The organism is Planomonospora sp. ID91781, assembly GCF_015711595.1.
In the GTDB taxonomy this organism is placed as follows: domain Bacteria; phylum Actinomycetota; class Actinomycetes; order Streptosporangiales; family Streptosporangiaceae; genus Planomonospora; species Planomonospora parontospora.
Window position 1 is genome coordinate 470,614 of record NZ_JABTEY010000002.1, and the last position, 15,089, is coordinate 485,702.

Annotated in this window: 14 protein-coding genes; 4 read left to right on the top strand and 10 right to left on the bottom strand. The window is 71.3% G+C overall.

From position 1 onward, the window contains the following. Window positions 1-194: 194 nt before the first annotated feature. The gene (locus tag HS048_RS21400) at window positions 195-839 is read right to left on the bottom strand and encodes a DUF305 domain-containing protein (RefSeq protein ID WP_196468411.1); all 645 of its coding nucleotides are present in this window, start codon (window positions 837-839) and stop codon (window positions 195-197) included. A gap of 87 nt (window positions 840-926) precedes the next feature. Continuing rightward, entirely contained in the window at window positions 927-1,388 is a 462-nt protein-coding gene (locus tag HS048_RS21405) for a DUF6153 family protein (protein ID WP_196468412.1), read from the bottom strand. A gap of 748 nt (window positions 1,389-2,136) precedes the next feature. On the opposite strand from HS048_RS21405, the gene HS048_RS21410 reads away from it, so the two are divergent. The 3 genes from HS048_RS21410 (at window position 2,137) to HS048_RS21420 (ending at window position 5,615) form a co-directional block, all read left to right on the top strand. Then, complete coding sequence (locus HS048_RS21410; protein ID WP_307832579.1) at window positions 2,137-3,186, top strand: PLP-dependent cysteine synthase family protein; 1,050 nt, start codon at window positions 2,137-2,139, stop codon at window positions 3,184-3,186. Continuing rightward, window positions 3,183-4,457, top strand: a complete 1,275-nt coding sequence (locus HS048_RS21415) for an MFS transporter (RefSeq protein WP_196468414.1) — start codon at window positions 3,183-3,185, stop codon at window positions 4,455-4,457. The genes HS048_RS21410 and HS048_RS21415 overlap by 4 nt, the downstream gene beginning before the upstream one ends. A gap of 147 nt (window positions 4,458-4,604) precedes the next feature. Beyond that, on the top strand, window positions 4,605-5,615 hold the full coding sequence (locus tag HS048_RS21420; RefSeq protein ID WP_196468415.1) for a hypothetical protein: 1,011 nt from the start codon (window positions 4,605-4,607) through the stop codon (window positions 5,613-5,615). A 37-nt stretch (window positions 5,616-5,652) separates the two neighbouring features. On the opposite strand, the gene HS048_RS37395 is transcribed toward HS048_RS21420, so the two are convergent. The 6 genes from HS048_RS37395 to HS048_RS21450 form a co-directional block, all read right to left on the bottom strand. Beyond that, entirely contained in the window at window positions 5,653-6,552 is a 900-nt protein-coding gene (locus HS048_RS37395) for a hypothetical protein (protein WP_374058787.1), read from the bottom strand. A gap of 266 nt (window positions 6,553-6,818) precedes the next feature. Continuing rightward, window positions 6,819-9,077, bottom strand: coding sequence for a cation-translocating P-type ATPase (locus HS048_RS21430; protein ID WP_196468416.1), 2,259 nt, complete (start codon window positions 9,075-9,077; stop codon window positions 6,819-6,821). Between the two features lie 33 nt (window positions 9,078-9,110). Beyond that, the gene (locus tag HS048_RS21435) at window positions 9,111-10,109 is read right to left on the bottom strand and encodes a hypothetical protein (RefSeq protein ID WP_196468417.1); all 999 of its coding nucleotides are present in this window, start codon (window positions 10,107-10,109) and stop codon (window positions 9,111-9,113) included. Next, window positions 10,106-10,318 (bottom strand): heavy-metal-associated domain-containing protein, encoded by a 213-nt coding sequence (locus HS048_RS21440; RefSeq protein WP_196468418.1) that lies wholly within the window; start codon window positions 10,316-10,318, stop codon window positions 10,106-10,108. The genes HS048_RS21435 and HS048_RS21440 overlap by 4 nt, the downstream gene beginning before the upstream one ends. A gap of 46 nt (window positions 10,319-10,364) precedes the next feature. Beyond that, entirely contained in the window at window positions 10,365-10,646 is a 282-nt protein-coding gene (locus HS048_RS21445) for a metal-sensitive transcriptional regulator (protein WP_196468419.1), read from the bottom strand. A gap of 50 nt (window positions 10,647-10,696) precedes the next feature. Beyond that, window positions 10,697-11,536, bottom strand: a complete 840-nt coding sequence (locus tag HS048_RS21450; RefSeq protein WP_196468420.1) for a GNAT family N-acetyltransferase — start codon at window positions 11,534-11,536, stop codon at window positions 10,697-10,699. A 353-nt stretch (window positions 11,537-11,889) separates the two neighbouring features. Here HS048_RS21450 and HS048_RS21455 point away from each other — a divergent pair, with 353 nt between their 5' ends. Continuing rightward, the gene (locus tag HS048_RS21455; protein WP_307832580.1) at window positions 11,890-12,924 is read left to right on the top strand and encodes a DJ-1/PfpI family protein; all 1,035 of its coding nucleotides are present in this window, start codon (window positions 11,890-11,892) and stop codon (window positions 12,922-12,924) included. Window positions 12,925-13,107: 183 nt separating this feature from the next. Here the strand turns inward: HS048_RS21455 and HS048_RS21460 are convergent, their stop codons facing one another. Together HS048_RS21460 and HS048_RS21465 are read right to left on the bottom strand one after the other, a co-directional pair. Further along, complete coding sequence (locus tag HS048_RS21460; RefSeq protein ID WP_196468422.1) at window positions 13,108-14,538, bottom strand: MFS transporter; 1,431 nt, start codon at window positions 14,536-14,538, stop codon at window positions 13,108-13,110. Window positions 14,539-14,682: 144 nt separating this feature from the next. Further along, window positions 14,683-14,964 carry a heavy-metal-associated domain-containing protein gene (locus tag HS048_RS21465; protein ID WP_196468423.1) on the bottom strand — a complete coding sequence of 94 codons (282 nt, stop codon included), beginning with the start codon at window positions 14,962-14,964 and terminating at the stop codon, window positions 14,683-14,685. Between the last annotated feature and the right edge of the window lie 125 nt (window positions 14,965-15,089).

Consider the following 15,089-nt stretch of genomic DNA (forward strand, 5'->3'; position numbering starts at 1 on the left):
GTATAAGCGTGGCGGGATTTCCTTCCCGGAATGCCGCCCCGGCCCGCCTGTACCTCATCCTTCTTTCCGGCTGACGCGGTCTCTGCCTCCGTGGCCGATTCCGCTCGTTGGGGTAGGTGGTGTGGCCTTTTCTATCGGTCGCGTCACACGGGGTAGGGCCCAGGTCTGCTGGACCCTACCCCGTTCGGCGGGCCTTACAGCCGCTCGAGGATCTTGTTCATCTGCTCGATCTCGGCCTGCTGGGCGGTCTCGATGGTGGCGGCGAGCTGCCGGGCCGCCGGGTTGACGCCCCGCTCCTGCTCGGTCTTGGCCATCTCGATCGCGCCCTTGTGGTGAGCGATCATCAACTCGGCGAACATCCGGTCGAACGCCGCGCCCTTGGCCTGCTGGAGCTTGACCATGTCCTCTTCGGTCATCATGCCGGGCATGCCGTGCCCGCCGTGTTCTCCTTCCGGCATGGTGGCCTTGCCCCACGCCGTCAGCCAGCCGGTCATGGCGGCGATCTCCGGGTCCTGGGCGGCCTGGATCTTCGCCGCGAGCTCCTTGATCTCCGGATCGGCGGCCCGGGTCTCGGCAAGCTTGGCCATCTCCACGGCCTGCTCGTGGTGCGGGATCATCATCTGGGCGAACATGACGTCGTCGTCGTTGAAGTCGGCCGTCGGCTGCACGCTCGCGGTCGTGGCGGCGGGAGCGGGAGCCGAGGCACTGCTGGTCATGCCGTCATGGCCGACCATCGAGTCGTCGCCGCCGCTGCCGCAGGCGGTCAGCACCGCCATGGTGCCGGCCGCCGTCGCGGCGGTCAGCGCGAGCTTGCGGACGGTGAATCGGGTGGTGAACATCGCGGTTGTCTCTTTCCGGTTCGTTGTGCCTGGTCGCGCATCGGCTGCGGGCAGGGGTCAGATGCCTCGCCCGTCTCGGCGGCCGGCTTATATGCGCAGAACCGAAAGGCAGGCCAGACGCACCGCGACCGGCTGCGGCGGCGGCCGGGTCACCAGCGGCGCCTGACCGGGGCGGGTGGCGGCCCGAGTCGACGGCCGCATCCGCGCCCGACCGGCCGCAACCAGGAACAGCAGCAGTGCGCTCAGGACGGCCAGGCAGACCGAGGTCGGATCCAAGCCCGGCGGGCCGTCTCCGGGATCGGTCGTCCACCGGATCGAAGCGGCCGTCCCGGGGGCGGCCGGAGCGTGGATCGAGGCGGATGCGTGATCGAGCACAGGCCCGGCGAACACCGGGCCGCCGTGACCGCCGTGGCCGCGCCCATGGTCCAGGTGCCCCAGGGTGTGCATTCCGGCGACGCCGACCACCAGCGCGACGAGCAGCGTCCAGCGGGCCGCGCGCGCGGCGGACCGGCGGACCACGTCGCCCATCGCCTCCTCCTGCGCCTTCACAACCAACCGGGTACCCTCTCCAGTCTACGACCTTCGATCGTAGATCCATGCGGCCATGCCGATCGGCAGCGGGTCCTTTCTCGCATCCACCCGCCGCACTATTGAAGCTGCATTTACAGAAGAGATACCTGACGTTTATCAAAGCGATATACGGTGGGAGTTGTGACTGCATCCACCGACTCTCTGCCTGCCCGCTTGGTCGCGGCCTCCAGGCACGGGATCGGCATGCTCGTGATGCTTCTCACCTTCTTGCTGGTCGTATGCACCATCGGGCCCCACGGGCACGCGCAGAGCCCTCCCGCGTCCTCCTCGATCGCCCTGGCCCACGACCATGGTCATTCCCCGCTCGGTCACCATGAGCAATCGCTTCCCTGCGACATGCCCATGCAGACCGCCTCCAGCCACCGGGATGCCACCTCACCGCTTCCGGCGTTGACCAGCGGTTGGCTGCTTTCACCCCTCCTTGCGCAGGAGAACGCTTCTGCGGTGGCACGGCCTGACACCGACCGGACCTCACTGCCATCGAGCCCATCCGGCGCTCATCTGCTCACGCTCATCTGCCAGTCACGGGTGTAGAGGCTCACTGCGTGCCGCGTCACACCGAAGGCATCTGAGCGACGATCGCGTCCTTCGCACTGCTCGGCGCTCGCACGTCATCGACTCCATCCGACTCGCACAATCGCGCCTTGCAGGGGAACGTCCGATGAAGAGCACCCGCCCTCAACTTTGGGCTGCACCGACACGATCTGTGACGACCACATCACCCGCCGATCTGGTCGGCGGCACTCCGGTCCTGTGGATACCGGAGCTGTGGAACGGCACAGAACGCGGTTTCCACGCCAAGCTGGAAGGTTACAACCCCGGTGGCATCAAGGACCGGCCCGCACTGCACATGATCGAGCAGGCGCGGCTGCGCGGGGACCTGGAGCCGGGACGGCCGATCATCGAGTCGACCAGCGGAACGCTCGGCCTCGGCCTCGCGCTGGCCGGCATCGTCTACCACCACCCGGTGACGCTGGTGAGCGACCCGGGCATGGAACCGCTGATGCAGCGGCTCCTGTACGCCTACGGCGCCCGCGTCGAGACGGTCACCGCGCCGCACTCCACCGGCGGCTGGCAGCAGGCGCGCCGCCGGCGGGTCGGCGAGCTGCTGGCGTGCTACCCGGGCGCCTACAGCCCGGACCAGTACAACAACCCCGACAACGTCTTCGCTTACGCGGGCCTCGCCGGCGAGCTGGCCGACCAGCTTGGCCACATCGACGTGCTGGTGTGCAGCGTCGGGACCGGCGGCCACAGCGCCGGGATCTTCCGCGTGCTTCGGGAGCGCTGCCCGGGCCTGCGCCTGGTGGGCGTCGACACCGTCGGCTCGACCATCTTCGGCCAGCCCGCCCGCACCCGGCTCATGCGTGGCCTGGGCAGCAGCATCCACCCGCGCAACGTGGCCTACGACGCCTTCAGCCAGGTGCACTGGGTGGCTCCCGGCGAAGCCGTCTGGGCCTGCCGCCGGCTCGCCGAGGCCAGGTACGCCACCGGCGGATGGAGCGTAGGGGCAGTCGCCCTGGTGGCGTCCTGGCTGGCCCGCACCGAACCCCCCGGGACCCGGATCGCCGCGGTCTTCCCCGACGGCCCCGAGCGTTACTTCGACACCGTCTACAACGACGCCTACTGCGCCGAACGCGGACTGCTCGGGGCCAAGCCCGCGCCTGAACCCGATACGATCGCGCATCCGGCCGACACCGAGGTGATGCGGTGGACGCGCTGCGAGACGGTGCTCGACCCGTTGGCGGGCCGCGCATGAAGGCCACCGTCGCCCAGGTCCGCTCGTTCAACCGACCGATCCGGCTACTGCTGATCAACCAGCTCACCATCAACATCGGCTTCTACATGCTGATGCCCTACCTGGCCCTGTACCTGTCCAGCGGTCTGGGGATGGCGGTCTGGCTGGTCGGGCTCATCCTCGGGATCCGCAATCTCAGCCAGCAGGGCATGTTCCTGCTCGGCGGGAGCCTGGCCGACCGGATCGGCTACAAACCGATGATCATGGCGGGGCTGGCGCTGCGCAGTGTCGGGTTCGCACTGTTCGGTCTGGCCGAATCGGTGCCGTGGCTGATCGTCGCCTCCGTGCTGACCGGCCTGGCCGGAGCCCTGTTCAATCCGGCGGCCCGCGCCTATCTGGCTCAAGAGGCGGGCGAGCGCAAAGTGGAGGCGTTCGCCGTCTTCAACGTCTTCTACCAGACGGGCATCCTGGTCGGCCCGCTGGTCGGGCTGGTGCTGGGCGGTGTGGCCTTCCGCCTCCTCTGCCTGGTCGCCGCTGCTTTGTTCACTGTCTTGGCCGTCGTCCAGGTTCGCGCCCTGCCGGGCCGCGCCGGGGGCAGATCGGGTGCGCCGACCGGTCTGCTGCACGACTGGCGCCAGGTGATCGGCAACCGCGCCTTCCTGCTGTTCTCCCTGGCGATGATCGGTTCCTACGTGCTCAACTTCCAGGTCTACCTGGGCCTGCCCATCGAGGTCCGCCGGGTGACCGGAGGCGAGCTCGGTGTCACGCTGCTGTTCATGCTCTCGGGTGGGCTGGCCATCGTCGGGCAGGTCCGCATCACCGCCTGGGCCAAACGGCGCTGGACACCCGGTCAGGCGATGGTCCGGGGTCTGTGGCTGATGGCTGCGTCGTTCCTGCCGCTCGCCCTGACGGCATCCATGGTCCCCTCGCCGGACGCGGTGTCCTGGTGGGCGCACGCGCTGGCGCTGGCGCCGGTGCTCGTGACGAGCGGTCTGCTCAGCATCGCCACCATGATCGTCTATCCGTTCGAGATGGCGACCGTCGCCGCCCTCGGCGGGGAGCGCATGATGGGCACCTACTACGGCTTCTACAACACGCTGTCGGGAATCGGCATCGCCGCGGGCAACCTACTGACCGGCGCAGTGCTCGATGCCGGCCGCGCCGTGGGAGTTCCCGGTCTCGCCTGGTGGGGGCTGCTCGCGACCGGAGCCGTCTGCGCAACGGCCGTCTTCGCGCTCGACCGGTCGAAGCGGCTGACACCCGGCCGGAAATCCCAGACGCTCCCGACCTGAAGACCTATCGCGAATCACCACCTCCGTCAGATTCGCTCCCATTTACGCCACAACCACTGCAATCCCCTACTATCCTCCATCGGACTGAGGGCTCTCGATGCGACAGCCAGGTGAGGTGCGCCCTTTGTCTTCGAGGAGAGGGGAAGCGTGGCGGCGGCACTCCGCGGGGAGCGGTACCGCGATGCGCTCCGGGCCCTGCTCGCCTCGCTCGTCGCGGTGCCCCTGTGCCTGGGCGCGACCTCGGCGGGCCATGCCGCGCCCAAGCCGGGCGCCAAGCAGCTCCGCAAGGAACTGGCCCAGCTGCAGAAGCGGTCGGAGACCCTGATCGCCGAGTACTACGAGGGACGCGTCCAGCTGCAGAAGGTCGAGCGGGTGGAGAAGGTGGCCCGCGGCAACCTGGAGCGCGCGCAGCGGAACTTCGACCTGGCCGCGCAGGAGATCCGCCTGCTGGCCGCCGAGCGGTACCGCACCGGTGGCCTGACGTCGGTGGCGGCGCTGGTGGGCGAGGCCGACGCCACCGCCCTGCTGGACCGCCTGGCCCTCACCCGGCAGGTCGTCGCCGACCAGGACGCCAGGCTGCGGAGTTTCACCGAGGTGCGCGACGCCCACCTGCGGGCCCGCGAGTCGGCGCGGGAGCGCGCCGCCGAGCTCCGCGACGCGCTCGAGGAGCTCGACGACGACAAGAAGCGGGCAGAGGAGCTGATCGAGCAGATCAAGGACAAGATAGACCTGCTCTACCCGACCCCCGGGATCCGCCGGGCCGACGGCACCTGGGTGCCCCAGCTGCCGTCCGGGCCGGACCACATCACCCCCCGGATGCGGCTGGTCCGGCAGCTGATCGCGCAGCGTTTCGGCTCCCGGTTCGGGATCGGCTGCTACCGGGTCGACGGGGGCATCGCCGGGGGCGGGGAGCATCCGCTGGGGCGGGCCTGCGACTTCATGCTCAGCAGCGGGGGCGCCATGCCGACGGCGGCCGAGACCCGGCGGGGCAACGAGATCTCCGCCTGGGCGGTCGAGAACGCCCGGAGACTCGGCATCATGTACGTCATCTTCCGCCAGCGCATCTGGCACGTGCGCACCGGCACCTGGCGGACCATGTCGGACCGCGGCGGCGTCACCGCCAACCACTACGACCACCCGCACATCTCGGTCTACTGACCGAGGGCACGGCGGAACGCACCGCCCAGGTGGGGGTTCAGTGAAGGCGTGCTTGGCGACCACCCGCGCTCCGGTGCCGTCCCCGCGCCCGCCGGCGCGAGAAGGAGCGCCTCGGCGCCGGTGAGCCATCTCGGCCGGTCAGACGCCGGTTCAGGAGCCGCCTGCCGATGGCCGTTCCTCCGGCGGCCGCGCCCAGGACCGCGACGATGACCGCGACGGGGATGCCACCGGAGTCGTCGGCGGTCGAAGAAGCGGCAGTCCCGCTCCCGGTGGCCTGCTTCGGGGTGGGGGACGCCGCCGGGATCTTCGTTCCGGCCGGGACGCCTCCCACCGGAGGGGCCGTGGTCCTCTCCGGTCCGGCCTTGGGCGCGGCCGGAAGGGTCATGGGCTCGGCGGGGTCGGTGTCCTTGATCGACCAGGCGCGGGTGGAGAACGGGACCGGGTGGTTCTTCTTGCCGACACCCGAGCCCCATGCGGTGATGACGTAGTCGACCTCGATGTGGCCGAGGCCGCCGTTGCCCCGCACGGTCAGCGTGTCCGGGTCGAAGGTGCCGCCGGTCAGGTCGGCGAAGGTCTTGGCGTCCAGATCCAGCATGATGCCGCGGGTGGAGGGCTCTCCCGGGCCGCGGTCGCCCACGAAGAACGGCGCCTTCTTCCCCTTGTAGACGACGTAGCCCTCAGTCATCAGGGGCCAGGACGGGGAGGCCGCCAGGCCCTTCTGCATGGGCTTGCCCGACGCCGGCAGCCCGGTGTCCCCGGCCCGGCCGGAGCCGTCATCCCAGAAGTAGGAGGCGGTGGTAGACCCCTTCAGCATGACCTGCTGCTCGTTGTCCGCCTGTGCGACGCCGCCGGTGACGGTCGTCCCGGTGGCCAGGGCCAGCCCTACAGCGGCGGCCAGCATGCCGGAACGGCCGGTACGGCGGACGGCAGGAGTCATAGGAAAGAAGACCCTCCAACGGAAGACAAAGGCGTCCTCAACCGAGGCGGCGCCGGAGCCGGGGCCGCCGTTGAGCGATCGTCCTCCCCACTGGACCCGCCGGACGTAGCGGAAGCAGGAGCACGGGGGGTGCTGAAAGGTTGCCTGGACCCATGGACCGCTCAGCTGCTGCAGGTTGTCGGGGTGCGGCAGACCGTCGTTCATACCGCAAACGAGTGGGGCCCTCTCCCGGTCCGGGAGAGGGCCCCACTCGTTTGCGGCGACTTTTACTTGAAGCCGCGCAGGCGCAGGCTGTTGGTGACCACGAACACGCTGGAGAACGCCATCGCCGCGCCGGCGATCATCGGGTTGAGCAGGCCGAGCGCGGCCAGGGGCAGGGCGGCCACGTTGTAGGCGAAGGCCCAGAACAGGTTGCCCTTGATGGTGGCCAGGGTCCGCCGGGACAGGCGGATCGCGTCGGCGGCCACCCGCAGGTCGCCGCGGACCAGGGTGAGGTCGGAGGCCTCGATGGCGGCGTCGGTGCCGGTGCCCATGGCCAGGCCGAGGTCGGCCTGGGCCAGGGCGGCGGCGTCGTTGACGCCGTCGCCGACCATCGCCACCGACCTGCCTTCGGCCTGCAGCCGCTTGACCACGTCCACCTTGTCGGCGGGCAGCACTTCGGCGATCACCTCGGCGATGCCGACCTCGGCCGCGACCGTGCGGGCGACGGCCTCGTTGTCGCCGGTGAGCAGCACCGGGGTCAGGCCCAGGGCGCGCAGTTGCCCGATCGCCTCCTTGCTCGTCGGCTTGACGGTGTCGGCGACGACCAGGACGGCGCGCGCTGCTCCGTCCCAGCCGACGGCGACCGCGGTACGGCCCGCGGCCTGCGCCCGCTCCAGCGCCCGCTCCAGTTCGGCGGGCAGGTGCTGGGACCACTCGGCCAGCAGCGTGGGCCGTCCGACCAGGACGGCGTGGCCGTCGACGACGCCCTGCACGCCGCGGCCTTCGACGTTGGCGAAGTCCTCGGGTGAGGGCAGGGCGCCCACCCGCTCGGCCGCGCCGCGGGCGATCGCCTGGGCGATGGGGTGTTCGGAGGCGTGCTCTAGGGCGCCGGCCAGGCGCAGCACCTCCTCGGCGTCCTCGCCGTCGGCCAGGTGCACCTCCACCAGGGTCATCTTGCCCTCGGTGACGGTGCCGGTCTTGTCCAGCACGACGGTGTCGATCTTCCGGGTCGACTCCAGGACTTCGGGGCCCTTGATCAGGATGCCGAGCTGGGCGCCGCGGCCGGTGCCGACCAGCAGCGCGGTCGGGGTGGCCAGCCCGAGGGCGCAGGGGCAGGCGATGATCAGCACGGCGACCGCGGCGGTGAAGGCCGCCCCGGCGCCGTCGCCGGTGCCGAGCCAGTAGCCGAGCGTGCCGACGGCCAGCGCGATCACGATGGGGACGAAGATGCCGGAGATTCGGTCGGCCAGGCGCTGCACGGCCGCCTTGCCGGTCTGGGCGTCCTCCACCAGCTTGGCCATCTGGGCGAGCTGGGTGTCGGATCCGACGCGGGTGGCGCGCACCACCAGGCGCCCGCCGGCGTTGACGGTCGCGCCGACCACGGCGTCGCCGGGCCGGACCTCCACCGGCACGGACTCGCCGGTGAGCATGGAGGCGTCGACCGCCGAGGAGCCCTCCTCGACCACGCCGTCCGTGGCGATCTTCTCGCCGGGCCGGACCACGAACCGCATCCCGACCGTCAGCTGGTCGCTGGGGACGCGGACCTCGGTGCCGCCGCGCAGCACGGCGACGTCTTTGGCGCCGAGTTCCAGCAGGGCCCGCAGGGCGGCGCCGGCGCGGCGCTTGGAGCGGGCCTCAAAATAGCGGCCGGCCAGGATGAACGCGGTCACCCCGGCGGCGGCCTCCAGGTAGATGTTGCCCGAGCCGTCGGTGCGCTCGATGGTGAACGCGAACGGGTGGGTCATCCCCGGCGTGCCGGCGGTGCCGAAGAACAGCGCCCACAGCGACCAGCCGAGCGCGGCGATGGTGCCGAGCGAGACCAGGGTGTCCATGGTGGCGGCGCCGTGGCGCAGGTTGGTCCAGGCCGCCTTGTGGAACGGCCAGCCGGCGTAGACCACGACGGGCGCGGCCAGGGTGAGCGAGAGCCACTGCCAGTGGGTGAACTGCAGGGGCGGGATCATCGCCATCGCGATGACCGGCACGGCCAGCACGATGGAGGTGATCAGGCGGGCGCGCAGCGGTGCGAGCTCGTCGGCTTCTTCCTGCGCGCCGGCGGTCTCGGCGGTGCCGCCGGCGGGCGGGGCGGGCAGCGCGGCGGTGTATCCGGCCTGCTCCACCTGCTCGATCAGCGTCTGCGGGTCGAGGCCCTCGGGGAAGGTGACCTTGGCTTTCTCGGTGGCGTAGTTGACCGTCGCGGTCACGCCGTCGAGCTTGTTGAGTTTGCGTTCGATCCGGTTGGCGCAGGACGCGCAGGTCATGCCGCCGATCGAGAGTTCGACCGCGCCGGTGGCGGTCGGCGGCCTGTCGTCGGTCACGGGGGACATCAAGGTCACCGTTCCTTTCTCGCGTCGCGCGGGTCAGTGGGTGTGCTCGCCGTGCGAGCCGGGCTTACCGGGTGAGGGCGCGGGTGCGGGGGTCGAGGTCGCGCCGGTGGGGCCGGCGGTCGCCGCCGGTGCCGGGCTCTGGCCCGCGCGGGCGGTGAAGGCCGCGGTCCGCACGACTCCCTCGTGCTGGAAGTCCAGGAAGAGGCGGTAGTCGCCGCGGCTGGGCACCTCGGCGTGGAAGGTGATGCCCGGGCCGGCCGCGGTCGTGCCGTCGCCGGGTTCGCCGTCGGGGTGCACGTGCAGGTAGGCCAGGTCGCCGGCGCGCAATGCGACCAGGTGGCCGTAGGCGCCCAGATACGGTTGCAGGTCGGTGACCGGCTCGCCGTCCTTACTGACCGTCAGCGTCAGCGTGCTGGAGGCGCCGGGGATCAGGTCGCCGTCCAGCTGCACCGTGTAGCCGTCGACGGTGGCGGTACGGCTCACCTCGGGCAGCGCCTGGGGCGTGTAGTCGCCGGCGGCGTGCAGGTCGGCTCCCAGGGTCAGCCCGTGGCCCCCGTCGGGGGCGAAGTCGGCGAACGCCCGGTAGACGCCCGCGCGCGGCAGGGTCAGCTTCACCGACCAGGTCCCGTCGGCCTCCATGGCCGGGTGCAGGTGCCGGTAGTCGCCCAGGTCGCGGGAGACCACGATGAGGTGCAGCTTCTTGCCGTGCTGGGTCTGGTAACCGGTGAGCGGGCGGCCGTCGGGGCCGGTGACGGTGAACCGGAAGTCGGTGGCCTCACCGGGCGTGATCGTCGTGGTGTCGGGGGTGAGGGTGTAGCCGCTGTCGGACATCTGCAGCCCTCCGGGCAGGGACGCCGGAGCCGCTGCCGTGGCGGACCGGCTGGGAGCCGCACTCGAGGCTCCGTGAACGGTGTGGGATGGCGCGGTGGGCGGAGTGTCGGCGGCGCCGACGGCGCTGCCGACGCCCAGCGCCCCGCCGAAAACCACCGCGAGGCCGAGGACGTAGGCCCCGAGCTTGGCGGGGGTGTTCACGACGGGGCCACCACTTCGTATCCGGCCTCCGCGACGGCCGCCACGATCGCGGCGTCGTCGACGGGGCCGTCGCTGTCGACGCTCACCCGGCCGGTGGCCAGGTCGACGTCGACACCGGTGACGCCGGGCACGGCGCCGACCTCTTCGGTGACGGAGCTGACACAGTGGCCACAGGTCATGCCGGCGACGGTGTAGATGGTGGTGGTCATGATGATCACTCCTTGTCGTTGCTGATCGAACGGGTGCTTCCGGGGGTCAGGAGCGCACCAGGCGGGCGATGGCCTCGGAGGCCTCCTTGACCTTGGCCTCGGCCTCGGCGCCGCCCTTGGCGGTGGCGTCGGCCACGCAGTGCGCCATGTGCTCCTCCAGCAGGGCCAGGGCGAAGGACTGCAGGGCGCGGTTGGCGGCCGAGACCTGGGTGAGGATGTCGATGCAGTACTGGTCCTCGGTGACCATCCGCTGCAGGCCGCGGACCTGGCCCTCGATGCGGCGCAGCCGCTTGAGGTGGTCCTGCTTGTCGTGGCTGTATCCCGCCATGTCCTCGCCTCCGGTCGTTCGCGTCTCGACCCGCATAACACTATACCCCCCTACCGTATTCCGATGTTTTGAGGATCTGCTGCCGCCGGGTCGAAGGCGCCCGGGGTCGGTCGGCGCAGCGGGTGCCGCGACGCGCAGGCGCGGGGCCACAGATCGCCGGCCGCGGCCGAAACCACGGCCCGGGGCCGCAGCCCCAGCCGCCGGTACAGGCCGATGGCCGCGGTGTTGGCCGGATCGACCAGCAGAGCGGCCCGGTCGTGCTCGGCGAGCAGGTCACGCAGGAGCAGGCCGCACACCGCTGAGGCGTGACCCCGGCCCCGATGCGCCGGATGGGTGACGACGCCTCCGATGAAGCCCACCTGCGCAACCGTCCACGCCTCGGCCACCGCGGCCAGCAGGCCGCCTCCGGGACCGGTGATCGCGGCCCACCGGCGGACCCCGCGTCCGCCCGGGCGGGCGAAGGAGGAGGGGAACCCGATGTCGAGCAGGGCGTCGACGTCGCGGTCCCGATCAGGGGGCAGCCACCGGGCCTGGGGTGAGGTGTCGCCCTCGGGCGGATGCCTGGTGTCCATCCACCCCACCGGTTCGCACGCACTCAACCCCAGCCGGTCGGCGACCTCGACGACCAGGTCGTGATCGCCGCTGACGGCGTGGGAGGGGCCGCTCTCGGTCAGCGCGTGCCGGACGAGGACGGCCACCTGCCCGGCCGGCCCGCACACGGCCAGCCGGTCCTGGCCGACCAGGTCCGGGCTGGCCACCGCGACGGCCTCGCCGCAGGACCAGGCGCGCACGGCCGGACCCAGGCCTTGCGCCGCCCAGACGGTGAAGGGGTCGCCACCGGCCAGTGTGGCCACATCGTCGGGGCGGGTCAGCTCTCGTACGGCCGGCATGCCCCGTCCCCGGTCAGTGCCCATGGAGATGGCAGACGATGGCGCGGCTCGGGCTGCCCGAGCCGGTGATCGCGATCGTGGTGGTCACAGTGAACTCCTCGAAGCTTTTACCGATAGGGGGTATATGCGGGCCGGTGCTCCGATGAAGAGCGCCGACGGGAAACCGGGTCAGTGCGATGCCCTGCCGCTCAAGGAGCGGGGCACGCCGCCGTTCTCGGTGCCCCAAGCTTGCTGAGGCTTCACCGCTGGCCGCAATGACACGCGTCCCCCCGATCCGGACATCACCGCCGTGTCCGGATCGGGGGGGTGCACGTCATTGCGGACGGGCAGGCGGTGCCGCCAAGCTGTCGGTCGTGAACGACGCAGCGACCGACCGCGCCTCCACCGGCAGCCGCCTGGTGGTGATCGCCGTCTATGACGGGGTGCAACTGCTGGACCTGGCCGGTCCGGTGGACGTGTTCAGCGAGGCGGCCGAGCAGACCGGCGCCTACACCGTGCGCGTCGCCTCCCCCGACGGCCGGCCGGTCCGGGCCGTCGGCGGCGTGCGCATCGCGGTCGATGTCGCCCTGGCCGACCTCACCGGTTCGATCGACACCCTGATCGTGGCCGGCGGGGACGAGGAGGTGGCCACCGATGCCGGCGGCCAGGCCAGGGCCCTGGTCGAGCAGGTCCGCAGACTGGCCGGCCACTGTCGGCGGGTGGCCTCGGTGTGCACCGGCGCCTTCGTCCTGGCCGCCGCCGGGCTGCTCGACGGACGGCGCGCCACCACCCACTGGTCCTCGTGCGCCGAGCTGGCCACCCTGTTCCCCGGGGTCCGCGTCGACGCCGACGCCATCGTCGTGCGCGACGGCCGCATCTCCACCGCCGCCGCGACCACTGCGGGCATCGACCTGTCCCTGGCGCTCATCGAGGAAGACCACGGCGCCGACCTGGCCCGGCGGATCGGCAAGCTGTTCCTGGTCTACCTGCGCCGGCCCGGCGGGCAAGCCCAGTTCGCCACCAGCGCCCGCCCCACCGACATCGGCGACCAGGCCCTGCGCCAGGCCATGGAGGCCGTCGCCCGCGATCCGGCCGCCGACCATTCCGCCGAGGCCATGGCCGCCCGCGCCATGATGAGCCCGCGGCACTTCTCCCGCCGCTTCACCAAGGACGTGGGCACCACGCCCGGCCGCTACGTCGAGCAGATCCGGGTCAGAGCCGCCCAGGTGCTGCTGGAAAGCGGTGAGGAGATCGCGATGGAGACCGTCGCCCGTCGTTGCGGGTTCGGCTCGGCCGAGACGATGCGCCGCGCCTTCCAGCGGGTCCTGGGCATCGCCCCGGCCGCCTACCGCGAACGCTTCTCCAGCGCCTGCCCCATCGAGCACGCCGGCTCCTCAGACGTTAGGTAACCCCTGACTCTCGCAACGTCCTGTGCGTCCGGTCCGCTTCAACCGGCGCATCCGCGTCCCCGGCTCCCGGTCACCCGGTGTCCGGACCGCCGCGTGCCCGCCATCGCGGCCCGTACCGGGATCGTGATGACGGGCACGTACGGCCCGGTCGAGCGGAGACCGGCGCCCCGCGCTCGGGCCGGATCAGGCGCGTACCGCTTCCTGCCGCGCATCCGCCTCGGCAGTTGCCGGCTTGGGACGGCGCATGAGCACCAGGGTCAGCACCGCGCCGGCCGCCGCGACGATCCCGGCGCCGATGAAAGCGGCCTGGAAGCCGTCGGTGAGCCGGGGCAGGTCGCCCAACCGGTCGGCACCGGAGGAGGTGGCGATCGCGGTCATGACCGCCAGGCCGAGCGCGGAGCCCACCTGGTAGGTGGTGTTGACGATGCCGGAGGCCAGCCCGCTGTCCTCGGGACGCGCCCCGGACATCGCCGACATCATCGCCGGGATGTAGGCCAGCGACATGCCGACCGCCGCCACCAGGGAGGCGGGCAGCACATCGGAGACGAACGCCCCGTCGGGACGCACCAGCGACAGGCCCGCCACCCCGGCGGCCAGCACCAGCAGACCACCGGTGATGAGCGGCTTGGCGCCGAGGCGGCCGAGCAGCCGGGCGGTGATACCGATCATGAAGATCATGATGGCGACGGTCATCGGCAGCAGCGCCGCGCCGCTGGCGAAGGCGCCGTAGCCGAGGACCTGCTGCAGATACAGGTTGAGGAAATACCACATCGGAATCCACGCCGCGCCCAGCAGCGCCATGGCCAGGTTGGCCACCGCCAGGCCCGGGGTGCGCCAGATCGCGAGCGGCATCAGCGGCTCGCGCACGCCGCGCTGGATGAGCAGGAAGACCACCAGCAGCGCGACCGCCCCGGCCAGTTCCGCCAGCGTGGCGGCTGAGCTCCATCCCTGCTCCGGGGCGCGCACGATGGCGAACACCGCCAGCGCGATGCCCGCGGTGACCGCGACGGCGCCCAGCACGTCGACCGAGCCGCGCCGGCCCTGCACGGCCGGGAGCAGGGCGGGGACGGCGGCCAGGGTGGCCAAGCCGATCGGGACATAGACGATGAAGACCCACGGCCAGCTCAGGTACTCGGTGATGACGCCGCCGAGGAAGACGCCGGCGGTGCCGCCCGCCGGGGCGGCGGCGCCGTACAGGGCCATGGCCTTGCCCAGCTCGCGCGGGTCGTGGCCGAACAGCATCATGAGCAGCGTCATCGAGGCCGGGGCGATGAGCGCGCCGCCGACGCCCTGGATCCCCCGGCCGAGGATCTCGACCCAGGCGGTGGAGGCGGCCGCGGCGAGCACGGATCCGGCGATCAGGATGATCCAGCCGGTGGTGAAGACCCTGCGGGCGCCCAGCAGGTCCGACAGCCGCCCGCCGAGCAGCAGCAGGCCGCCGAAGGCGATGACGTAGGCGTTGAACACCCACTGCAGGCCGCCGGGGGAAAACCCGAGGTCGCGCTGCATGTCCGGCAGGGCGACACCGATGATGGAGGTGTCCATGATGACCATGAACTGCGCGGCGGCGAGCACGATGAGTGCCTGCCACCTGCGGGGATTGACGGCGTTCATGCCGTACTCCTGGTTTCTCGCCTCCGTGCCGAAGATGGCAGGATGCGTCGTAGGGGGTTGGGTGTGATGTTGTGATCTCAGGTCGGCCCCGCCGGTGGGCGTGCATGCCAGTGCACGCCCACCATCTGTTTCCGGGCCTGGTCGCTAGGACGCGGCCACGGGCGTCGCACCGGCCAGGCTGTAGCCGGCCCGCTCCACCGCTTCGCGGATCTGCTCGTCGGAGAAGCCCGCGCCGTCGACGGTGACCGCGCCGGTGGACAGGTCCACCGCGACGCCGCTCACGCCGGGAACCTTGCCGATCTCGGCGGAGACCGACGAGACGCAGTGGCCGCAGGTCATGCCGGTGACCGTGTAGACGGTGCCCTCACCGTTCTTCGCCTGCGTGGCGGTGGCGTCGGTGGTGCTGCAGGAGCATGCCGTGCACATAGGTGCACCCCTCTCTATTTACCCCGGTGGGGTATCCGTTCGTGCGACCGTAACATACCCCCTATGGGTTTAATTCCTCAAGCGGGTGCGTTGCTCAGAGCCGCAGGAGCTGACCGCAGGGCCGA